Below are 20,577 nucleotides of genomic sequence, written 5' to 3'. Positions count from 1 at the left end.
GGCACCATGTCCTTTCTTGAGATCGACAATCTCGAAAAATCCTTCGGCACGACCAGGATCCTGAAGGGCGTCACGCTCGGCATCGAGGAAGGCGGCTTCCTTGTGCTGGTCGGCCCCTCCGGCTGCGGCAAGTCGACATTGCTCAACACCATCGCCGGGCTGGAACAGATCACCAGCGGCGAGATCCGCATCGCCGGCAAACGTGTCAACGAACTGCACCCCTCGAAGCGCGACATCGCCATGGTGTTCCAGTCCTATGCGCTTTATCCCAACATGACCGTCGGCGAAAACATCGGCTTCGGCATGGAGATCCGCGGTGTCGCCAAGCCCGAGCGCGACAAGGCGATCGCCGAAGTGGCGCAGCTCCTGCAGATCAGCCACCTGCTCGACCGCAAACCCAGCCAGCTTTCCGGCGGCCAGCGCCAGCGCGTCGCCATGGGCCGTGCCCTGGTGCGCAAGCCACAGGTCTTCCTGTTCGACGAGCCGCTGTCCAATCTCGACGCCAAGCTGCGCATCGACATGCGCACGGAGATCAAGCGCCTGCACCAGCGCATGAAGACGACCATCGTCTACGTCACCCACGATCAGATCGAGGCGATGACGCTGGCGACGAAGATCGCGGTGTTGAAGGACGGCATCCTGCAGCAGTTCGGCACGCCGGCGGAAATCTACAACAATCCGGTCAACATGTTCGTCGCCGATTTCATGGGCTCGCCGGCCATGAACCTCGTGCCTGCAACCATCGGCCAGAGCGGCAGCGAAGCCACCGTCGAGCTCGCCCGTGCCGGAGCCGCCCCCGTCTCGCTCGCGCTCAATGGCGCGTCAAACGCCCTGTCGGCCTATCGTGGCAAGGAAGTGGTGTTCGGTATCCGCCCCGAAGCCCTGACCGATCCCGATGGCGCCGACCGCAACGCGAAACATCTGGTGACGACCGATTGCCACATAGAAGTCGTCGAACCTGCCGGCTCCGACACCTTCGCGGTCACCAATCTCGGCGGCAAGGGCGTGGTGGCTCGCCTGCGCGCCGATGCACGCATCAAGCCCGGCGCCACCGCCCCGCTTACCTTCAACCTGACCAAGGCGGTGTTTTTCGATCCGGCGACGCAGGAAAGGATCGCGTAGGAACGCCATGATCCGCCACTGTGTTTTCGTGAAGTTCCGCGATGATGTTCCCGCGGCGGAGAGATCGGCAATTCATGCAGACCTCTCCGCACTTCGCACTGTGATCGACGGCATGGGCGCTGTGCATTTCAACCGCAACATCAGCCCCGAACCCTTCGCTCGCGGTTTCACGCATGGCTTCACCATCGACTTCACTGATGCCGTCGCCCGTGATGCCTATCTGGTTCACGAAGCGCACAGACTAGCCGGCGGACGCCTTGTCGCCGCGCTTGATGGCGGCACGGACGGCCTGATGGTCTTCGATCTGCAGATCAGCGAGGACTGATGCGGCGGAATGCGATCTGCATTCCCTTCTCAGATCCGCGGCTTTTGCGCTCAGCCCAGTCTCAAGGCGACGACGCCGGCGACAATGCCGAGTGCGGCCGCCGAGCGCCACACCGTCATCTTTTCGCCGAGCGCGACGACCGAGATCAGCATCGCAAACAGGATCGAACTCTCGCGCAGCGAGGCCACGGATGCGATCGGCGCCTTGGTCATTGCCCACATGACGATCCAGTAGGCTGCACCACTCAGGCCGCCTGTTACGACACCGACCTTCCAGTCGCGTGCCATCGCGGGCAATGACTGCGGCCCACGCACCAGAAGGCACAGGATCAACGACCAGATGCCGTCGGCCAGGAACAGGTAGACGGCGTAACTCGAAGCGCTGGCGGCAAGGCGCGCGCCGCTGCCGTCGGACAACGTATAGCTGGCGATGAAAACGGAGGTGGCGAGCGCATAGCCCACAGCGTGCGGATTGAGCTTCTCAAGATCACTGCCGCCGCGAAAAGACATGACCAGCGTGCCGGCGCACAGGAGCAGGATGCCGATGATCGACAGCGGCCCAGGCACTTCCGAAACGACGAAGATGCCACCTATGGCAGCAAGCAAAGGCGCGGTGCCACGTGCCAGCGGATAGGTCTGGGCAAGATCGCCGGCCTTGTAGGCACCGATCAGGCAAAGCTTGTAGCCCATGTGGAACATGGTCGAAGCCAGGATCCACGGCCAGACTTCACTCCTGGGGAATTCGACAAAGGGCAGAGCCAGCAGCGCCATCGAAGCCATGCCCAGCGTCAGCACGGTGACCGAGAGGAAGCGGTCGGGGTGTACCTTGACCATCGCATTCCAGCTTGCGTGCATGGCGGCAGCAGCCAGCACGGCGAGGAAGACGGCAAGGCTCATGCGTATCCGGTCCCTTCAGGCGGCGCGCCCTCGGACGCACAGCCATTCGCCGGATACATCATCAACTCGAGAATTCGTTATCCGGCTCATCTCTTGTGCCGGAATACGCCTTTGCGCGGCACGCCGCAATGGACAGCCGGCAGGCGAGACTTTGGACCAGATGAGCGGGTACCGCGCGCCTCAACCGGAGATGCGCGGCAGCCCAGCGGGCGGCGAAACGATCTTAATGCAGGACCAGCACGTCGCCTGAGGAGAAGGAAATCTCCGCCTTGTCGCCGACATTCGGCGGTGGGGTCGAGGAGTTGTTGAAGGTGTCGAGCGAAATCTTTGAAGCGCCGATGCCGACCCTGACGCGGATCACCGACCCCAGGAAATGCACGTCGGCGATCTCGCCGGACAATGTGGCGTCGTGGCCCGGGCGCGGTCCAAGCGCGATCGCTTCGGGTCGCAGCGCCAGCGAAAGCGTGTCGCCGGTCTTGGAGCCGTTCAGCTTGCCCTTGAGGCCGATCTCTTCGGCATTGATGCGTACGCGGCCCGAACCGGCATCGCTGACCACGCCTTCCAGCACGTTGAGGGTGCCGACGAAATTGGCGACGAATTTTGTGGCCGGGCGGTTGTAGATTTCGAATGGTGCGCCGACCTGTTCGGCCCTGCCGCCATACATCACCGCGATGCGATCCGAGATCGACAGCGCCTCTTCCTGGTCGTGCGTCACGAAGATGGTGGTGATGCCCAGCTCCTTCTGGATGGAACGGATTTCATCACGCAACGACACGCGCACCTTGGCGTCCAGCGCCGACAGCGGCTCATCGAGCAGGAGCAGCTTCGGCTTTGGCGCCAGCGCGCGGGCCAGGGCGACGCGCTGCTGCTGGCCGCCGGAAAGCTGGTAGGGGTAACGATCGCCCAGTTGCGGCAGCTTGATCAGTTCCAGCATCTCGGCGACGCGGCGGTCACTCTCGGCCTTGGCGACGCCGGCGACCTTGAGGCCGAAGGCGACATTCTGCGCCACGGTGAGATTCGGGAACAGTGCGTAGGCCTGGAACACCATGCCGACATTGCGCTGGTTGGGCTTCAGCCGGGTCACATCCTTGCCGCCGACGATGATCGATCCGGCGGTCGGTTCCTCGAAGCCGGCGACCATGCGCAGCACCGTCGTCTTGCCGCAGCCCGACGGGCCGAGGAAGGAAACGAACTCGCCGCGTTCGATATCGAGGTTGAAATCCTCGACCACGGTGGTGGGACCGAAGGTTTTCTTCACATGCTGGATCGAGAGGAATGGATCGGCCATGGGCTGGACTTTCTCGGGGCTCAATTCGGGCGGTTCGCCGATTTCGGCGCGAAACGGGAGAGTACCTGGATCACGGACATGCAACCCCAGGTGATGGCGAAGGCGATGATGGCAAGTGCCGCCGGCTCATAGGCACGGTTGGCGCCGATGTTCTGCAGATAAGGACCAAAGGCGGGGCGATTGAGCAAACTGGCTATGGTGAATTCGCCGATGACGATGGCGAAGGTCAGGAAGGCGCCAGAAAGCACGGCGATCAGCACGTTGGGCAGGATGACGCGGCTGATGATCGTCGTCCAGCCCGCGCCGAGGATTTGCGCGGCTTCGGTCAGGGTGCGCACGTCGATGGTCCGCAAGCCGGTGTCGACCGCGCGATACATGTAAGGCAGCGCCAGCGTCGCGTAGCCGATGACCAGCAGCGCATTGGTACCCATATCGCTCGACAGGAACGGCAGCGGCGAATTCGAGCCGTACATGCGGATGTAGCCGAAGACGATGACGATCGCCGGGATGACCAGCGGCAGCAGCGTCACGAATTCGACCACCGGCCGGAGCTGCGGCAGGCGCAGCCTGATCCAATAAGCGGTAGGCACCACCAGCAGAACGCCAAGGATGATGGTGAAGACGGCGGCCACCACCGAGAAGGTGAAGCTTTCCTGGAAGCGCGCATCGCCGAGCACCACCCTGTAGGCTTCGAACGAATACTCTCCACGCTTCATGCGCATGGAGAATTCCATCGTCGCGATCAGCGGAACAAAGAAATAGGCAGCGCCAAGGATAAAGGTGACCCAGGCCCAGAACTTGCCCGACTTCATTTCAGCCACCTTTCCGAACGGGTCCGGAACCAGATGTAGAAGACATTGGCGAGTCCGGTGATGAAGATCATGCCGAAGGCGATGGCATAGCCCAGATTGGCATTGTGCAGCACGTCGCCGCGGATCTGCGCGTAGAGCACGATCGGCACGATGTTGAGCGATGAGCCGGTCAGCGCATAGGCGGTTGCGATGGCCCCGAAAGCATTGGCGAAGAGCAGGATGACCGTACCGAGGAAACTCGGCCAGATCACCGGGATGACGACCATGCGCCAGTATTGCCATTGGGTGGCGCCAAGCGTGGCGGCGGCCTCTCCCCATTCCCTCCGGATACCGTCTATGGCCGGCGTGATGATCACGACCATCAGCGGAATCTGGAAATAGAGATAGGTGAGCGTCAAGCCCCAGAAGGAGAGCACGTTGAAGCCGTGCTGGTAGAGATCGAAACCGACCGAACGCAGAAGCACGGTGACGAGGCCCAAACGGCCCAGCGTCGCGAGAAAGGCGAAAGCCAGCGGCACGCCGGCGAATTGCGAGGCGACACCGGAGAAGGTGAGCGTCGCGGAGCGGGTCCAGTTGGGCAGCCCGCCACGCACGATCGCGATGGCGATGGCCAGACCGATGAACGCGCCAAGAAGCGACGACGCGACGGAAACCTTGATCGAGATCCAGTAGGCGGCAATAATCGTCGGCTGCGAGAGCTCGACAATGTTTTCCAGCGTAAAGGCGCCATCCACGTTCTGGAATGCGCCGACAATCAGATACAGCGTCGGCAGGATCAGGAACATCAGCGAGAAGATGATGAACGGCGCCACGCCCAGCCATTGCGTCGGCAGCCGCATCGTGCGCGCCTGCGCCGGCGGTAGGGTCTTCCCGGCGGCGGCCGGTCCTGAAAGGCTGATATCAGTCATGCCGGCCTGTCCCTACCCAAGAAGAATCCGGGCGGCAGGGAGCCGCCCGGACTGTCATCAGCAAATTACTTGACGTTGGCGCCGACCGCCGAATCCCAGTTCTTGGTGATCGCTTCCTTGGCGGCACCCTGCTCGTCCAGCGTCGGGAACACGGCCTTTTCATAGGCAGCGGCCGGCGGCAGCTTGTCGAGCAGCTCCTGCGGGATCTTGCCGTTCTTGGCGAGATCGTTGAAGCGGATCGGGTGGCAATAGCCCTTCAGCCAGCCGATCTGGCCCTCGTCGGAATAGAGGTGCTCCATCCAGAGCTTGGCAGCGTTCGGATGCGGCGCGTAGGCGCTGATCGCCTGCACGTAGACACCGGCGACAACGCCCTTGGCCGGGATGACGATCTCGGTCGGCGGATTGCCGTTCAGCGTGTCACGGCCCGACAGGTTGTTGTAGTCCCAGTTGATCAGGATCGGCGTCTGGCCCTGGGCCAGCGTCGCCGGCTTACCGATGACCGGAACGAAGTTGCCGGCAGCGTTGAGCTTCTTGAAGAACTCGAGGCCAGCTTCGCCCGCGGCCTTGCCAGCGGCGGCGCCGGAGGCGAGACCGGCGGCGTGAACAGCCTGGATCGCCTGGTTGGACGCGCGCGGATCACCGGCCAGCGCAACCGAGTTGGCGTATTCCGGCTTCAGCAGGTCGTCCCAGTCGGCGGGGATGTTCTTGACCAGGTCCTTGTTCACCATGAAGGACAGCACGCCGTAGTAGTCGCCGTACCAGAAGCCTTCGGCATCCTTGGCGCTGTCGGGGATCGAGTCCCAGGTCGAGACCTTGTAAGGCTGGATCAGGCCGTCCTTCTTGGCGGACGGGCCGAAGGAGAGGCCGACGTCGATGACGTCAGGCGCCTGCGGGCCCTTGTTGTCCTTGTTGGCCTTGATCGCCTCGATCTCATCGCCCGAACCAGCGTCGGGGTTGAGTTCGTTGACCTTGATTTCCGGATATTTAGCCTTGAAGGCGTCGATGACGGCGCCGTAACCGCACCAGTCGTGCGGCAGCGCGATCGTGGTGAGCTGACCTTCGGCCTTGGCCGCGGCAACGAGCTCAGCTGAAGGCTCGGCCGACGAGATCGCCGTCGTGACCATCAGGGCCACTGCCGTAAGGGAAAGCACTTTTCCCGTGAATCTGAACATTTGTCTCTCCGTTGAACTGCGCCGTGGGACGCCAGCAACTGGCTGGTATCCTCGATATATGACAGTCCGATGAAGGCGGACCGCCCCCGCGCCCCGAAGGGCAGGAAAAAGTTAACTACAACTGCCGGACACCCGCAATCGGGTGCCCAATCATTTTCCGGCTAAACTTTTTGGCGCCTCCTCCCAGCTCTTTCGTTCCCCTTGCTTTTTTTATTTTTCGCAAGCTTGCGAAAGACAGTCGCACCTGTCTCGCGCGTCTCTTATACCGTTCCCGACAAAGAGTTTTCCAGCAGCGACAACGCCGCCTTCTTAGTCAGCTTAACAGGATTGCCGCCGGCGGTCGGGTCGACGATCGCCATGTCGGCGATCAGCGCCTTGCGCTTCTTGTCCATGTCCAGCCCCTTGATCAGGCCGCCGAGCGTGTGGGGAACCTTGAGTTCCTTGCGCAGCTTGATGATGGCCTTGGCGAAGCCGTCGAAGCCGCCCTTGATCCCGCAATAGGCAGCCAGGCGTTCGATCTTGCCCTCGACGGCATCGCGGTTGAAGGCAAGCACGTAGGGCATGAAGACGGCATTGGTCATGCCGTGATGGGTGTCATAGAGCGCACCGATCGGATGCGACAGCGAGTGGATCGCCCCCAGACCTTTCTGGAAAGCGGTGGCGCCCATGGCAGCCGCGCTCATCATATGCGCGCGCGCAGTCAGGTCCTTGCCGTCGGCGTAGGCCTTGGGCAGGTTCTCGAACACCAGCCGCACGCCTTCGACGGCGATGCCGTCGGCCATCGGATGATAGCCCGGTGCGCAATAGGCCTCCAGGCAATGGGCGAGCGCGTCCATGCCGGTTCCGGCGGTGATGAAGGCCGGCATGCCGACCGACAGCGCAGGATCGGCGAGGACGATGCCCGGCAGCATCTTCGGGTGGAAGATCACCTTCTTGGTGTGGCTCTCCTCATGCGTGATGACGCCGGCGCGACCGACTTCCGAGCCTGTGCCGGCAGTGGTCGGCACGGCAACGATCGGCACGATGGCGTCGGAGTTCGCGCGCGTCCACCAGTCGCCGATGTCCTCGAAATCCCAGACCGGACGGGTCTGGCCAGCCTGGAAGGCGATCAGCTTGCCGAGATCGAGTGCCGAGCCACCTCCGAAGGCGATGACGCCGTCATGCTTGCCCTTCTTGAAGGCCGCGATGCCGGCAGTGAGGTTGGACTCGATCGGATTCGGCTTCACTTCCGAAAAGACGGCGTAGGGAACTTTCGCCTCGTCGAGGATCTTGAGCGTGGAAGCGACCACCGGCAGCTTGGCAAGGCCCGGATCGGTGACGAACAGCGGCTTCTTGATACCGGTCGCGGCCAGCGCATCCGGCAATTCCGAAATGCGGCCGGCGCCGAAACGCACGGTGGTGGGGTAATTCCATTTCGAGACGAGTTTGGACATGTGTTGTTTGCCTATTGGATGAATTCAATTGGTGAATGTGTTGGCGACGCGTCGCGAGAGCCTCATGTACGGTATCCAGATCACCGAAAAGACCACGCTACGGAGGAGTTCTGTTATCGTCTGCTCATCCAGCAGCGTCTGATCGGTTGCCTCCAGGAGATCCCCGAAAAGGACCTGCGTTCCGATCAGATCGAGGACGATGAAGGCCAGGCCTCCGGCAGCCCATATGACGAACAGGCGCTGAAAGGAGGCGCTCCGCCGAAACAGCAGCACCAGCAGGATAACGGGCAGCACAATCAGGACAATGATGTTGCCGACAAACTCCAGTACCAGGAAGGCCGACAGACTGCCCGGCAGGCGCTGCATCGACGCAAGCAACTCTCCGTAGCCTGCCAGATGAAATACGCCGCGCAGCGGTGTTACCAGCAGTCCGATGATCGGCAGGACCAGCCAACCGCCCAGACCGACGGGGCCGTCCGGAAACGGATGGTTCACATCCGTCCGGAGGTTCCCGGCGATCGGGTTGGGATTTGGCCTTTCCTGGCTCATACCTTCTCGCGCAAGTGGTAGCTCTTCGGCCGGGTCAGATTGTCGTAGCCGATCTGCGACAGCGCTGCGCCCTTGCCGGTGTCCTTGACGCCGGTCCACACCAGCGCCGGGTCGAGGTAGTCGCAACGGTTCATGAACACGGTGCCGGTCTCGACGCGATCGCCGATGGCGACGGCACGGTCGGTGTCGGCCGTCCAGATCGAGGCCGTCAGCCCGTATGGGCTGTCGTTCATCAGCGCGATCGCCTCCTCGTCGTTGCGCACCTTCATGATGCCGACGATCGGGCCGAAGCTCTCCTCGCGCATCACGCTCATCTGGTGATCAACGTTGGTAAGGACCTCGGCCGGCAGATAGGGAGACCCGGCCTTGTCCGCGGCGTCCCTGGTGTTCATGTGCGCGGTTGCACCCTTGCGCAGGGCCTCGGCCTTCTGCTCGCGGATGAAGTCGGCAAAACGCGCCTGCGCCATCGGCCCCATCGTGGTTGCCTGATCGAGCGGATTGCCCAGCGCATAGCTTTTGGTTTCCGCGATGAAGCCCTCGACGAAATCATCATAGACCTTCTCGTGCACGTAGACGCGTTCGATGCCGCAGCAGCACTGGCCCGAATTGAAGAAGGCGCCTTCGACGAGATTGGCGACCGCATGATCGAGCTTGGCGTCCGGCAGCACATAGGCCGGGTCCTTGCCGCCGAGTTCGAGACCAAGCGTCATGAAGGTGCCCGCCGCCGCCTTCTCGATGGCGCGCCCGCCGGCGACCGAGCCGGTGAAGTTGACATGGTCGATCTTGCCGGAGCCCAGCAGCTTCTCGGTCTGCGCATGGTTGAGCACGATGTTCTGGAAGACATGTTTCGGCAGTCCGGCAGCCTCGAAAGCCTTGGCGAAACGCTCGCCGACAAGCAAGGTCTGCGCGGCGTGCTTGAGGATGACGGTGGAACCGGCGATCAGCGCCGGCACGATGGTGTTGACGGATGTAAGATAGGGATAGTTCCACGGCGCGATCACCATGACAACGCCGAGCGGATCCTTCTTCACATAGCGACGGAACCCGTCCTTCGGATTGGAGGCTGGCACCGGCGCCAGAGCACGCTCGGCAATCTCGACCATGTACTGCGTGCGTTCCTTGACGCCGCCGAACTCGCCGCCATAGCGTACCGGCCGACCCATCTGCCAGGCCAGCTCCGGCACGATCTCGTCGGCCATGCCGACGAGCGCCTCCAGCATCTTCAGCATGTATTTGGCACGCTCCGCCACCGGCAGCCGCGCCCAGTCTGCCTGGGCGGTACGAGCGCGCTCCACCGCGGCGTTGATGGCCTGGTCCGTCGCGACCGGTCGCTCGACATAGATCGAGCCGTCGATGGGAGATGTGAGCTTGACCGTTTCGGTCATATCGATGTCCTTCATATCAAAAAAGGTGGTTCGCCGCTTCTTTTTCAAAGAGCCCGCGAACGGGATAAGCCGAACAGCAGCGTCTATACGAAATGCATTTCGTCAAACAGCCCTGTCCGGCTCCATGCGGATGGCGTTTCCGCGAAAGCGGAAACGCTCTGGCGATCAATACCGCTCGAAGCCGCGGTGCAGCTCCCAATCGGTGATGCGGCGGTCGTATTCGAACTGTTCCCAGCGGGCGGTGTGCACATAGTGCTCGATCACGTCCTCACCGAAAGCTGCCTTCAGCATCTTCGACTTGGCCATGGTCTCGGTCGCCTCGCGCAGGGTCTTCGGGATCTCCGGCAGGCGCGAGGCCTGGTAGGCATCGCCGACGAATGGCTTCTGCAGTTCCAGCTTCTCATCGATACCGGCAAGGCCTGCCGCGATCAGCGCCGCGAAAGCGAGGTAGGGATTGAGGTCGGCGCCACCGATGCGGCACTCCATGCGGATGCCCTTGGTGCCTTCGCCGCACAGGCGGAAGCCGGCAGTGCGGTTGTCTTCCGACCACATGATCTTGGTCGGTGCGAACGTGCCGGACTGGAAGCGCTTGTAGGAATTGATGTCAGGCGCCAGGAACCAGGTGAACTCCTTGGCGTATTTCAGCTGTCCGGCCGACCAGGCCTGACCGAGCGCCGACAGCGTCCACGGGCCTTGTCTGTCGTAGAACAGCGGCGTCTTGCCGTCCGCGCTCCACAGCGAATTGTGGATGTGGCTGGAATTTCCCGCCAGGCCGTAATTGTACTTGGCCATGAAGGTGATCGCCTTGCCTTCGGAGTCGGCGATTTCCTTGGCGCCGTTCTTGAGGATGACATGGCGATCGGCCATCTCCAGCGCCTCGGCATAGCGCACGTTGATCTCTTCCTGGCCGGGACCCCACTCACCCTTGGAGTTCTCGATCGGAATGCCGGCAGCCTGCATCTCGTTGCGCAGGCGGCGCATGATGCCTTCTTCCTTGGTGGTGATGCCGATCTGGTAGTCGCCGATATAGGGCGACGCCGTGTCGATACCCTGCCAATGCTTCTTGCGGGCAGCGTCATAGCTCTCGCTGAACAGGTAGAATTCGAGCTCGGATGCGAAATAGCCGATATAGCCGCGTTCGGTCAGCCGCTTCACCTGCTTGCGCAGGATGGCGCGCGGTGAATGGGCAAGATCCTCGTGGCTGTGATGGTCGAGCAGGTCGCACAACACCAGCGCCGTCTTCTCGAGCCAGGGTATCTGCCTGAGCGTCGCCAGGTCGGGCTTCATGACGAAGTCGCCATATCCCTTCGACCAGCTCGCAGCCTTGTAGCCGGGCACAGGCTCCATATCGATGTCGTCCGCCAGCAGATAGTTGCAGCCATGCGTTTCGTCATGCGCGGAATCGACGAAATACTGCGCCAGGAAACGCTTGCCGACGAGTCGGCCCTGCATGTCGACAGCACAGGCGAGAACGGTATCGATCTCCCCGGCCTGGACCGCCTTCTTCAACTGATCGAACGAAAGGTTGCCTGCCATTCTTAGAGCACTCCGGCTTCAATTTTTCTGGAACATATTTTGCGGAAGGCGACCGTGGCCGGAGACGGCCACGGTCGTAGCTGCTGGGCCTCAGTGAGCCCCACCGGTCTCGCCGACCGCACGTTCGGCGGCAGCGATTTCGGCGGCGCGCTTGGCCACCTCGTCACCGATGGGAGGTCCCTGGAAACGACGGGCCTCGAAGCCGAACCAGACAATGGCGGTAACGACCAGGAAGCCGACGGTGATGTACAGCGCCCAGTCGTTGGGCGGCTGCACGCCGATGACGAAGATCAGGATCATGGCGATGATCGAGAGCACGGCGAACAGTTTGAAGACGCCTTCGCCGAGATTCCACGGCCCCATCACGTTCCACTTCGACGTACCCCAGGCGAAGAGGCCGAGCGCGATCGGGATGGTGAAGGAGAAGAACAGGAAGATGACGGTGCAGGCCACGACGATGGTGTAGACCGGCGTGTCGCCGATCGAGACCAGCGACGAGAACCAGACGAACAGCACCGCCAGGATCGATCCGGTCCAGATGGCGGCCACCGGCGTGCGGTAGGTCGGGCTGACCTTGGACAAGGCCTTGGAACCGGGCAGGCCGCCGTCGCGCGAGAAGGCGAAGATCATCCGCGATACCGAGGTGACCGTCGCCAGGCCACACAGCCACTGCGCCAGCAGAATGGCGAGGTAGAGGATGTCCTTGACCACCGGATTGACGCGTTCGTTCATCGCCCAGAAGAACACGTTCCAGCCCTGCTTCGCCGCATCTTCCATGTTCGGCAGCATCAGCACGAAGGAACAGAGCATGATGTAGCCGAACGCCGCGGACCACAGCACCGAGCTGACCATGGCGCGTGGCACCGAATGGGCCGCCTTCAGCGTCTCTTCCGATGTATGCGCCGACGCATCGTAGCCGGTGATGGTATAGATCGGCAGCAGAAGGCCGAGCAGAAAGACCCACATTGTCGAGTTCTGCGGCCAGACATTGCCGCCGATCTCGCCCGAATAATTGGCGAAGGTGAACAGACGGGCGATGTCATAGCTGGGCGCAGCCGCCAGACAGACGATGGACAGCGCGATCGCCGTGGCAAAGATCAGGTAACCCGAGAAATCGGTGAGTCTGGCCGTGAGGCCAATGCCCATGTGGTTCACCAGCGCCTGCGCGCCCGTGATGATCGCAAGGAAGATGATGCGTGTTGTGGTCGTGTCCTCGAGGCCGAAATAGGGCGTGCCGAAAGAACCCATGAAGAAATAATAGGTGCCGACGTTGATGGCCCCCAGCACGGTGACCAGGCCGAGCAGGTTGAACCAGGCGGTCAACCAACCGGTGAAGCGGTTGCCCAGGATCGAACCCCAGTGATAGAGGCCGCCGGCCGTCGGATAGGCCGAGCTGATCTGCGCCATCGCCACCGCGAACACCAGCGACACGAAACAGCCGAGCGGCCAGCCGATGCCGATGGCGGCGCCGCCGGCGCCGGACGTCGCCTGCGCCAGCGAGTTGATGCCGCCGGACAGGATGCAGATGATCGAGAAAGAAACGGCGAAGTTGGAGAACTGACTCATTCTCCTTTCCAGTTCCTGGGCGTAGCCCATGGAATGGAGGACTTTGACGTCCTCGCTCTTGTCGTGTTCAGAGTAACCAGGCGCTGCCATAAGAGTGTTCCCTTATTTATACTTTCAGATGGTGCCTTCGATCGTTTGTAGCGTTTTCAATGGCGGCGGCTTTGGCAGCCGCGCCGGTTCGAGGCCGGTGAAGATGCCCGCCAGCCGTTCTCCCCATTTTTTCTGTCCGGCTTGATCCCGGATCTCATCGTTGCGGATTTCGATCATCGCGCACAACAGGCCACGCGAGCGCGCGTGAAGCTCCAGCGTGAAGTAGACGCGATCCGCCGGCGAATAGGGCTGGTTGGCGCCGACGGTGAAACCGCCTTCCCGCTCCAGCGCGGCAATCAGCGGCGCCGACAGCCGCGTGTCCTCGTCGTGGATGATGCCGATATGCCAGGGACGATCGATGCCTTTGTAGACCGGCGTGAAGGAATGCACCGACACAAGTCGTGTCTCCAGCCCACGCGCCGTCCGCGCCTCGATCAGGTCTTCGATCGTTTGGTGAAAAGGCTTCCAGCAACGATCGATGCGCGCCTGGCGCGCTTCGGATGACAGGTTCTCATTGCCGGGAATGACCGTCGTTTCGCTGACCGGTGGCACCAGATCCGGTGCATCAAGGGGCCGATTGCAGTCCAGCACCAGTCGCGAGACACAGGTTTCGACCAGAGGCGCATCGAGCCGCTCGCTCAATATCTGCGCCACCGGCAACGCGCCGGGGTCCCATGCAATGTGGCGGGCAAGGTCGGAAACCGGAAGACCAAGCGTGCCGAATTCGGCAGGAAGGAAATTTGAAGCGTGGTCGCAGGTGAAGACAAAGGCACCCGCGCCGCCAGGGTTCGTCACCCTTACGGAATCCGCATCCGGATGCCTGTTGTGGCTTGTCCTCTCCATCCGATCCGCCGTCCCCGGGAACGTATCGTATGTTACGTATTTTGTTTCATTGCGCTCCCATGAATGATTTCATACACTTTGTCCGTCTTTGTCAAACGCCTTTTCCGAAATGCGTGGGGGATACCGGGTTGGGAACGCAGACGACAACCACATCCATCGCAGAGCTCATCGCGGACCGTATCGATGCCATGCCGGCAGGCGAACGCCGAGCTGCCCAGACGCTGGTTGCCAACTACCCCGTCATCGGCCTGAAAACGGTGGCCGACTTCTCCCAGCAGGCCGGGGTATCCTCGCCGACGATCCTGCGTTTCGTCGCCCGGCTTGGCTTCCAGAACTACCCGGAATTTCAATCCGCTCTCCAGGACGAGCTCGCCGCGCAGTTGCAGTCGCCGGCCTCGCGCACGACCACGGCTCCCAGCCGAAGCGACGCAGCATCGCCGATGATCGAGGCCACCCTCGACAATCTGCGCGAGACCTTCCGCCACCTTTCGGACAAGCAGCTGAACGAGATCGCGGAAAAGATGGCCGACCATCGCGGCCACATGTTCCTGATCGGCGGGCGTTTCACCGACCCGCTGGCGCGCTACATGGCCGCCCACCTTGCCATCATCCGTCCCAACGTCTTCCACCTTGTCGGTCAGGAAAGCATGTGGCGGGATCGGCTGATCGACATGGGCAAGCGCGACGTGCTGGTGATCTTCGACATCCGCCGCTATCAGGACAGCCTGATCCGCTTCGCCGAGAAAGCCCATCAACGCGGTGTGCAGATCGTTTTGTTCACCGACCAGTGGCTATCGCCCATTGCCCGCTTCGCCCGCCACGTCATTGCCGGACGCACGGCCGTTCCTTCGCCCTGGGACTCGTCCGCCGCACTCTTCGTGGTCGCCGAGACATTGATCGGTGCGGTTACCCGCCAGATGGAACCGGACAGCGCGCGGCGCATCCGCGAAATGGAAGGTCTGCGTTGATCGATACAGCCTAGAGCGTTTCCGTTTTTCACGGAAACGCGGAAACGCTCTAAGTTTTTGTTTTCGTCGCATTTTTGTAACGCCAACTGATTCCACTTGGCTACAAAATGCTCTAGCGAAGCAACCGCCCCTCGATCGACCAGCGCGCGGCGAGGAAATTCAGCACCGCCGCCGCAATGACGCCGGCGATCTTGGCTGGCCAGACACCGATCCATCCGGACAGTCCGACGATGAAGGCGCTGGAAACGCCAAGCGAGATCAGCGCGCCCAGCGAGACGAAACGGAAGACGGAATGGCTGAGCGGGATCGAGCGGTCGCGCTCGAACGACCAGAAACGGTTGGCCACGAAAGAGAACGCGACGGCGACGAGCCAGGCGCCGACATTGGCGGCCAGCGGCGAAACGGCTAGCCACAGCAATACGGTGAAGGCGACGAGATCGATTGCCGTATTCGCGACACCGACAACAGCGAAACGGATCATCTTGTTGCCGAGCGAACGGCCTGGCTCGCTGCTCACGACAGGCCACTCCGCACGCCGGCATCATTCGCTGTAAGAAACGAACCGAACGCGTCCGAGGCCAGGAAGGCATATTCGACCTCGCGCACCTTCTGCATCGGGTCGCGCGACACGAGCTCGGCATCGACATGGCCCGGGTGACACATGAAAACCCCGTCTTCGCGCAAAGTCGAAACAGCGGCGCGCAAGGTCGGCTCGAAATCATCTGGCCGCTTCCAGTCGTAGATGCCGGCAAGCGGCTTCATGACCACGAACCCGGCAGCCTCCATGCTCCGGTCGAAGCCACGCGCCAGCGCCGCAATCACTGCCGTCTTGATGGCGGTGGCGCCGACCTGAAGCGGCACCCTGGGTGCGCCGCGCAGCATCGGCTTTCCGGAACCGGCAAAGCGCGCCTTCAGCCAGTCTCGGACAGCAGGCAGGAAATGCACATGCTGGTGCCCGTCGATGAAATCCGGCATGCGGCCAAGCGCGTCGACAAAGCGGGCAAGCTGCGCATCGAGTTCGGCGTGAACGTCGCCTGTGTTGATACGTCTCTGCCTCAACGGCGCCGCCAGCCTGGAGAGCGGCGGCAACCGCCCTTCAGACACCAGGCTGGAACCGGCTGTCAAAGCAGGCTGATCGGTCAGGGTGAGGTGCAGTCCGACCGGAACCTCGCCGATGAAGGGTCTGATATGCGCCGCTGCCTGCTGCCATTCCGGAAATCCGGTCATGCAGCCGGTGCCGGTGAGGCGTCCCCTTTGCAGCAGGTCGAGGATGGCGTCCGATACCCCAGGCGCCAGCCCGTAGTCGTCGGCTATCAGGCGGATCTGCCGTGTCACGGCTCTTTGCCGTCCTTTGCGTCGCTCACCACATCGCGCACGATATAGACCGGACGGTCCTTGCTTTCGCTCAATGCCACCCAGACATATTCGCCGATGAGGCCGAGCAGTGCGAGGTTGAAGCCACCCAAGACCACGACGGCGATCAGCAGGCTCGGGAAGCCTGGCACGGCGATGCCGTAGAAAAACACCTCAAAGAATATCTTCAGGCCATAGACGCCCCCGGCCAGGGCCGCGGCAAGTCCGCTCAGGGTGAGGATGCGCAACGGCACCACGGAGAAGGAGGCAATGCCTTCGAGTGAAAAGGCAAGCAGGTTGCCCCGGCTCCATTTGCTGGTGCCGCCGGCGCGATCCGCCGGCGTGTAGATGAGCGCCTTGTGTCGGAAACCAGCCCAGGCGTAGAGGCCTTTGTTGAAGCGCCGCTTGTCACGCAGCAGGGTGAACGCTTTTGCCACCGGCGCGCGCATGACACGAAAGTCGCCGGCATTTTCAGGGATATCGAAACGCTGGCTGGAGTTGATCAGGCTGTAGAACAATTTGGCCAGCTGGCTGCGTTTCCAGCTCGCGCCCTCGCGATTGGTACGGGCATAGACAACGTCGATGTCGGGGTTTTCGACCAGTTCGGTGATGAGCTTCAGACTGACATCCAGCGAATGCTGCAGATCGGCATCCATGATCAGCACCAGGTCGCCCCGCGTCCTGTCGAGACCGGCAAGAACGGCCACCTCCTTGCCGAAGTTACGGCTGAGCCGCACGATTTCCCAGTCACCCGTCAGTGCCTTGCCGAAAAGCCCGGCGCTGTCGTCGGTGCTGCCGTCGTCCACCAGGATCTTGCGTGTCTTGAGACCGAAACGTTGCTGGACTTCTGCCTCGAGTTCCGCGAGCAGCCGCGCAAAGCCCGGCACGGAAGCCGCCTCGTTCAGAAAAGGCGCAACGATGTCGAGCGTCGGCTTGGGTTCAGACATGAGCCATCGTCCCCTGGCGCTTGAACTTGCCCTGCGCCACCGACCAGAACCACCACAGGATGGGGAGTGTGATCGCCGTCATCGCAACAGGGCGGAACCAGAGGCGCAAGGCCTCCTGAGATGCGGGTTGATGCCGCTGAGACCCGTGGCGAACAAGGCCAAGGCCAGAATGCCGCGCAGAGTGCCACCTTCTTCATTGTCCCAGATTACGGCCAGGGCGACACCGGCCGGCATCGCCAGCAAGGCGAAGGTGTTGTATTCGACCCGGGGGTTGAGCACGCTCATGTAGAAAGCCGCGGTCAGGAAAACCGCCAGACCAGCAAGCCGGCGGTCGAGATGACGATCGTACCACAGCACCAGAAGCAGCGTCGGCACAGCAGCAACGATCCGCACCACGGTGGCGGCCTGGGTGGAGACAGTCAGGCCGAGAGCGGTGAAGGGAGCCGTGAAGTCAGCCATCTCGAAGGCACTCGACTTGTCGACCGACATCGATGTCATCAGCGTGGCGAAGTCGCGATAGAGCTGGTTGATATAGGCTACTGGCGCAAAGGCGTAGGGAAGCGCCAGCACGAACAGCAGCGACAGGGCAAGGACTGGGACAAGCCGCAGCCGAAGAGCTCCGACCAGCAGAAAAACGATGAGGGCGGTCGGCTTGGCGATCACCGCGATCGTTGCCCACAGGAATGTCTCCGCACGCCGCCCTTCGAGTGCCGAAAGTACCAGCAGCCAGCAGGCGCCCGTCAGCAGGATGGTGGCCTGGCCATTGCGCAGCGCGCCGGCCGTGATCGGCACGGCCAGGAACAGCGCATATGAAAACATCCAGAGCCGGTTTTCGGGCTCGATCGTTCGAACCTGCCGCCAGACCGCATAAGTCAGTACCGCAAAACCCAGGATGCGCCACAGGCTATCGCCGATGACCGGTCCGAGTTTCATGAACGGCACATACAGTGCCGCGAAGGCAGGTGAGTAGAGATAGCCCATGGCGACGTCGAGATCGTAGAGCGGCTTGCCGGCAAGAAACATGTCGCTGGCAATGCGGTAGGCGCGCATCACCGAGCGGTGATCGGGTGCCATGCCGGCCATCACGAGAATGACGACAAAGCCGCCCGTCCACAGGGCAAGACCACCCCAGTCCCAAGACTGCCTGACTTTTGCCATCGCCCAACATTGCCCAATGCCGGCGGCTTCTCGCAACCGGAAGCCACCTCGAACTCGGCGCGGGCATATCATGGCCTGGGCTGTGCGGTACAGTCCACGCGCCGATGTCCCGCGCCGGCGAGTCCAGAAGCAGCCTGTCTAGGCGGCCAACATTGCCGCAGGATTGCGATCAGGGCCGGATGAAGACCTTGCCATTGGGTTTGGCAAGTTCGGCCGGAACGCGCTCCATCGCCTCCGCCAGCGGCACCACGGCAGTCACGTCGGTGGACCAGCGCCCGTCGGAAAAACGCCGCTGCACCTCAAGCGCCGCCGGGCCGCGGCGATCCTTGTGCCTGCGCATCCAATCGGTCAGCCAGAAGCCTTCCACCTGCTTCTGCTGGAAGATCAGCTGGCCAGGTTCGCGGATCAGCGTATCCGACGGATCGAGCCGCCCATAGATGATCCAGCGCGAACGTTTCGGCATGGCGTCGAACACCAGCGAGGCGAGCGGGCCGGTGACGGCGTCGAGGAAGATGCGGGGTTGCTCGGCTTTCATCACCTCGCGCAACGTGCCGGCAAAGCCCGGCGCCTTCTCGTTGAGCACATGTGCCGCACCCAGTTCCTTCAGCGGCGCGATCTGGTCGTCGCGACGAACCGTCACGATCGGATGGTAGCCGTCCTCCTTTGCGAGCCCGATGATCAGCTTGCAGAGCTGGCTGGCGCCGGCGGTCATGACGAAGGCCTTGTGCCCTTCATCCTTGACGATGCCGTACATGGCGATTGCCGTCAGCGGATTGACGATCATCGCCGCTGCATCCTCATCGCGAACACTGTCGATCAGCGGGATGCAGGCCAGCGCTTCGGCCAGCGCGTAGTCGGCCCAGGCGCCCCAGTTGGTGAGACCGGTGGCAAAGGCAATACGCTTGCCGACGAGGCTCTGCGCATAGCTGTCCTCGCCTGCAGCGACAACGGTGCCGACGCCCTCGAAACCGGCGGGCTGGCCTTGCACCCGAGGCTGGCCGTAGAGCCCTTTCACGAACATCACGTCGGAAGGATTGATCGAAGCCAGGCTCACCTTGATGAGCACCTGTGTCGCCCCAGGCACCGGCACGCCGATGGTGCCCGATCGCACATAGGGTGCCATCGCTTCCAGCACACTGCCGCTCGGCTCGCGCGCATAGCCGTCACCGACCAGAAGAAGTGCCTGCATTTCGGAGGGAATGGTCATGGCTGCATTCCTTGCCTGAGGTTATGGTTTGAGGATCAGCTTGCCGGAGGCGCCACGCCCCAGCACACGCTTCAGGACACTGGCCGCATCGGCCAATGGATAGATGCCTTCGATCACCGGTTTGACCTTGCCGGCAAGATACCAGCCGACCAGCTCGCGCATGTTGTCGGCATAGGCCAGCGGTTCCTTGATGGTGAAATCGCCCCAATAGACGCCGACGACGGAGAACCCCTTCACCAATGTCAGGTTGACCGCGAGCCTGGGAATGGTTCCGGAGGCAAAGCCGATGACCAGCAACCGCCCGTTCCAGCCCATGGCGCGCGCCAGCGCTTCGAACGCGTCCCCGCCGACGGGATCGAAGCCGACATCGACACCCTTGCCGCCAGTGATCTCCTTGAGGGCATCCTTCAGGTTCTCGTAGCCGATCGCGATGTCGGCACCGGCCTGAAGGGCAATACGCTGCTTTTCGGGCGAGGAGGTCACGCCGATGACCTTGGCGCCAAGGGCCTTGCCGATCTGCACGGCAGCAATGCCGGTGGCGCCCGCCGCACCCAGCACGCAGAGCGTTTCGCCGGGCATGAGTTGGCCGCGCTGCTTCAAGGCATGATGCGACGTACCATAGCCGCAGATGAGCGCGCAGGCATCCGCGGCGTCCATCGCATCGGGCAGCTTCATGGTCACGGCTTCGGAAACGGCCACCTTTTCGGCATAGCCGCTGATGACGGTGAGTGCGGCGACCCTGTCGCCGACCTTCAGACCCGTCACCTTCGGACCGATGGCGGCGATCCGGCCTGCCACCTCCATGCCAGGCACGAACGGTGTCGGCGGCTTCATCTGGTAGAGACCCTGGACCAGCAGTCCGTCGGGATAATTGACGCCGATCGCCTCGGCTTCGATGACCACGGCATCACCCTTCGCCTCGGGTTCCGGCCAATCGCCATAGGTGAGCTGTTCGAGCGGCGCGAAGGCACGGGCAATGATGGCTTTCATGCTCTTCTCCCCACTTGCACGCTGAACCA

20 protein-coding genes are annotated in these 20,577 nt (G+C 62.3%); 3 read left to right on the top strand and 17 right to left on the bottom strand.

What is annotated here, in order from left to right:
- Positions 1-6: 6 nt before the first annotated feature.
- Positions 7-1,122, top strand: coding sequence for an ABC transporter ATP-binding protein (locus ACFJIU_RS01275; RefSeq protein WP_129413431.1), 1,116 nt, complete (start codon positions 7-9; stop codon positions 1,120-1,122).
- Positions 1,123-1,129: 7 nt separating this feature from the next.
- Complete coding sequence (locus ACFJIU_RS01270; RefSeq protein WP_379066817.1) at positions 1,130-1,447, top strand: Dabb family protein; 318 nt, start codon at positions 1,130-1,132, stop codon at positions 1,445-1,447.
- 50 nt (positions 1,448-1,497) lie between these two features.
- On the opposite strand, the gene ACFJIU_RS01265 is transcribed toward ACFJIU_RS01270, so the two are convergent.
- The 11 genes from ACFJIU_RS01265 to ACFJIU_RS01215 all read right to left on the bottom strand — a co-directional run bounded on the left by ACFJIU_RS01265 (position 1,498) and on the right by ACFJIU_RS01215 (position 13,925).
- A complete protein-coding gene (locus tag ACFJIU_RS01265) occupies positions 1,498-2,343 on the bottom strand; it encodes an EamA family transporter (protein ID WP_379066815.1) in 846 nt (281 codons plus the stop codon).
- A gap of 223 nt (positions 2,344-2,566) precedes the next feature.
- Positions 2,567-3,631 carry an ABC transporter ATP-binding protein gene (locus ACFJIU_RS01260; RefSeq protein ID WP_379066813.1) on the bottom strand — a complete coding sequence of 355 codons (1,065 nt, stop codon included), beginning with the start codon at positions 3,629-3,631 and terminating at the stop codon, positions 2,567-2,569.
- A 20-nt stretch (positions 3,632-3,651) separates the two neighbouring features.
- Positions 3,652-4,443, bottom strand: coding sequence for an ABC transporter permease (locus ACFJIU_RS01255; protein ID WP_379066811.1), 792 nt, complete (start codon positions 4,441-4,443; stop codon positions 3,652-3,654).
- The gene (locus tag ACFJIU_RS01250; RefSeq protein WP_379072881.1) at positions 4,440-5,282 is read right to left on the bottom strand and encodes an ABC transporter permease; all 843 of its coding nucleotides are present in this window, start codon (positions 5,280-5,282) and stop codon (positions 4,440-4,442) included. The genes ACFJIU_RS01255 and ACFJIU_RS01250 overlap by 4 nt, the downstream gene beginning before the upstream one ends.
- Positions 5,283-5,416: 134 nt before the next feature.
- A complete protein-coding gene (locus ACFJIU_RS01245) occupies positions 5,417-6,523 on the bottom strand; it encodes an ABC transporter substrate-binding protein (RefSeq protein ID WP_129413425.1) in 1,107 nt (368 codons plus the stop codon).
- Positions 6,524-6,783: 260 nt separating this feature from the next.
- Complete coding sequence (locus tag ACFJIU_RS01240) at positions 6,784-7,956, bottom strand: iron-containing alcohol dehydrogenase (RefSeq protein ID WP_379066809.1); 1,173 nt, start codon at positions 7,954-7,956, stop codon at positions 6,784-6,786.
- Between the two features lie 24 nt (positions 7,957-7,980).
- Positions 7,981-8,505: a DUF2569 domain-containing protein gene (locus ACFJIU_RS01235; protein WP_379066807.1), complete on the bottom strand. Its 525-nt coding sequence runs from the start codon at positions 8,503-8,505 to the stop codon at positions 7,981-7,983.
- On the bottom strand, positions 8,502-9,890 hold the full coding sequence (locus ACFJIU_RS01230; RefSeq protein WP_379066805.1) for an aldehyde dehydrogenase family protein: 1,389 nt from the start codon (positions 9,888-9,890) through the stop codon (positions 8,502-8,504). Before ACFJIU_RS01230 ends, ACFJIU_RS01235 begins: the two co-directional genes overlap by 4 nt.
- 165 nt (positions 9,891-10,055) lie before the next feature.
- Positions 10,056-11,426, bottom strand: coding sequence for a glutamine synthetase family protein (locus ACFJIU_RS01225; protein ID WP_379066803.1), 1,371 nt, complete (start codon positions 11,424-11,426; stop codon positions 10,056-10,058).
- Between the two features lie 90 nt (positions 11,427-11,516).
- Entirely contained in the window at positions 11,517-13,082 is a 1,566-nt protein-coding gene (locus ACFJIU_RS01220) for an amino acid permease (protein ID WP_379066801.1), read from the bottom strand.
- Positions 13,083-13,106: 24 nt separating this feature from the next.
- Positions 13,107-13,925, bottom strand: coding sequence for an N-formylglutamate amidohydrolase (locus ACFJIU_RS01215; RefSeq protein ID WP_379066799.1), 819 nt, complete (start codon positions 13,923-13,925; stop codon positions 13,107-13,109).
- Between the two features lie 188 nt (positions 13,926-14,113).
- On the opposite strand from ACFJIU_RS01215, the gene ACFJIU_RS01210 reads away from it, so the two are divergent.
- The gene (locus ACFJIU_RS01210; protein ID WP_245488618.1) at positions 14,114-14,893 is read left to right on the top strand and encodes a MurR/RpiR family transcriptional regulator; all 780 of its coding nucleotides are present in this window, start codon (positions 14,114-14,116) and stop codon (positions 14,891-14,893) included.
- A gap of 112 nt (positions 14,894-15,005) precedes the next feature.
- Here ACFJIU_RS01210 and ACFJIU_RS01205 read toward each other — a convergent pair whose 3' ends face one another.
- The 6 genes from ACFJIU_RS01205 to ACFJIU_RS01180 all read right to left on the bottom strand — a co-directional run bounded on the left by ACFJIU_RS01205 (position 15,006) and on the right by ACFJIU_RS01180 (position 20,548).
- On the bottom strand, positions 15,006-15,410 hold the full coding sequence (locus tag ACFJIU_RS01205) for a GtrA family protein (RefSeq protein ID WP_379066797.1): 405 nt from the start codon (positions 15,408-15,410) through the stop codon (positions 15,006-15,008).
- Positions 15,407-16,228, bottom strand: a complete 822-nt coding sequence (locus ACFJIU_RS01200; RefSeq protein ID WP_379066795.1) for a ChbG/HpnK family deacetylase — start codon at positions 16,226-16,228, stop codon at positions 15,407-15,409. Before ACFJIU_RS01200 ends, ACFJIU_RS01205 begins: the two co-directional genes overlap by 4 nt.
- The gene (locus ACFJIU_RS01195) at positions 16,225-17,193 is read right to left on the bottom strand and encodes a glycosyltransferase family 2 protein (protein WP_379066793.1); all 969 of its coding nucleotides are present in this window, start codon (positions 17,191-17,193) and stop codon (positions 16,225-16,227) included. The genes ACFJIU_RS01200 and ACFJIU_RS01195 overlap by 4 nt, the downstream gene beginning before the upstream one ends.
- Before the next feature lie 78 nt (positions 17,194-17,271).
- On the bottom strand, positions 17,272-18,351 hold the full coding sequence (locus ACFJIU_RS01190) for a glycosyltransferase family 87 protein (protein WP_379066791.1): 1,080 nt from the start codon (positions 18,349-18,351) through the stop codon (positions 17,272-17,274).
- Positions 18,352-18,520: 169 nt separating this feature from the next.
- Positions 18,521-19,558, bottom strand: coding sequence for a zinc-binding dehydrogenase (locus ACFJIU_RS01185; RefSeq protein ID WP_379066789.1), 1,038 nt, complete (start codon positions 19,556-19,558; stop codon positions 18,521-18,523).
- A 21-nt stretch (positions 19,559-19,579) separates the two neighbouring features.
- The gene (locus tag ACFJIU_RS01180) at positions 19,580-20,548 is read right to left on the bottom strand and encodes an NADPH:quinone oxidoreductase family protein (RefSeq protein WP_379066787.1); all 969 of its coding nucleotides are present in this window, start codon (positions 20,546-20,548) and stop codon (positions 19,580-19,582) included.
- Positions 20,549-20,577 lie beyond the last annotated feature (29 nt).

It is taken from the genome of Mesorhizobium sp. UC74_2 (assembly GCF_042701485.1).
Classification (GTDB): Bacteria; Pseudomonadota; Alphaproteobacteria; order Rhizobiales; family Rhizobiaceae; genus Mesorhizobium.
The sequence above is the reverse complement of the archived record's forward strand: the minus strand, read 5'-3'. Positions and strand labels throughout refer to the sequence as shown.

What these genes read in the sequence shown, in the direction of transcription:
- ACFJIU_RS01275 (WP_129413431.1), top strand. Translation starts at nt 7, where the DNA reads ATGTCCTTTCTTGAGATCGACAATCTCGAAAAATCCTTCGGCACGACC.
- ACFJIU_RS01270 (WP_379066817.1), top strand. Translation starts at nt 1,130, where the DNA reads ATGATCCGCCACTGTGTTTTCGTGAAGTTCCGCGATGATGTTCCCGCG.
- ACFJIU_RS01265 (WP_379066815.1), bottom strand. Translation starts at nt 2,343, where the DNA reads ATGAGCCTTGCCGTCTTCCTCGCCGTGCTGGCTGCTGCCGCCATGCAC.
- ACFJIU_RS01260 (WP_379066813.1), bottom strand. Translation starts at nt 3,631, where the DNA reads ATGGCCGATCCATTCCTCTCGATCCAGCATGTGAAGAAAACCTTCGGT.
- ACFJIU_RS01255 (WP_379066811.1), bottom strand. Translation starts at nt 4,443, where the DNA reads ATGAAGTCGGGCAAGTTCTGGGCCTGGGTCACCTTTATCCTTGGCGCT.
- ACFJIU_RS01250 (WP_379072881.1), bottom strand. Translation starts at nt 5,282, where the DNA reads ATGCGGCTGCCGACGCAATGGCTGGGCGTGGCGCCGTTCATCATCTTC.
- ACFJIU_RS01245 (WP_129413425.1), bottom strand. Translation starts at nt 6,523, where the DNA reads ATGTTCAGATTCACGGGAAAAGTGCTTTCCCTTACGGCAGTGGCCCTG.
- ACFJIU_RS01240 (WP_379066809.1), bottom strand. Translation starts at nt 7,956, where the DNA reads ATGTCCAAACTCGTCTCGAAATGGAATTACCCCACCACCGTGCGTTTC.
- ACFJIU_RS01235 (WP_379066807.1), bottom strand. Translation starts at nt 8,505, where the DNA reads ATGAGCCAGGAAAGGCCAAATCCCAACCCGATCGCCGGGAACCTCCGG.
- ACFJIU_RS01230 (WP_379066805.1), bottom strand. Translation starts at nt 9,890, where the DNA reads ATGACCGAAACGGTCAAGCTCACATCTCCCATCGACGGCTCGATCTAT.
- ACFJIU_RS01225 (WP_379066803.1), bottom strand. Translation starts at nt 11,426, where the DNA reads ATGGCAGGCAACCTTTCGTTCGATCAGTTGAAGAAGGCGGTCCAGGCC.
- ACFJIU_RS01220 (WP_379066801.1), bottom strand. Translation starts at nt 13,082, where the DNA reads ATGGCAGCGCCTGGTTACTCTGAACACGACAAGAGCGAGGACGTCAAA.
- ACFJIU_RS01215 (WP_379066799.1), bottom strand. Translation starts at nt 13,925, where the DNA reads ATGGAGAGGACAAGCCACAACAGGCATCCGGATGCGGATTCCGTAAGG.
- ACFJIU_RS01210 (WP_245488618.1), top strand. Translation starts at nt 14,114, where the DNA reads ATGCCGGCAGGCGAACGCCGAGCTGCCCAGACGCTGGTTGCCAACTAC.
- ACFJIU_RS01195 (WP_379066793.1), bottom strand. Translation starts at nt 17,193, where the DNA reads ATGTCTGAACCCAAGCCGACGCTCGACATCGTTGCGCCTTTTCTGAAC.
- ACFJIU_RS01190 (WP_379066791.1), bottom strand. Translation starts at nt 18,351, where the DNA reads ATGGCAAAAGTCAGGCAGTCTTGGGACTGGGGTGGTCTTGCCCTGTGG.
- ACFJIU_RS01185 (WP_379066789.1), bottom strand. Translation starts at nt 19,558, where the DNA reads ATGACCATTCCCTCCGAAATGCAGGCACTTCTTCTGGTCGGTGACGGC.
- ACFJIU_RS01180 (WP_379066787.1), bottom strand. Translation starts at nt 20,548, where the DNA reads ATGAAAGCCATCATTGCCCGTGCCTTCGCGCCGCTCGAACAGCTCACC.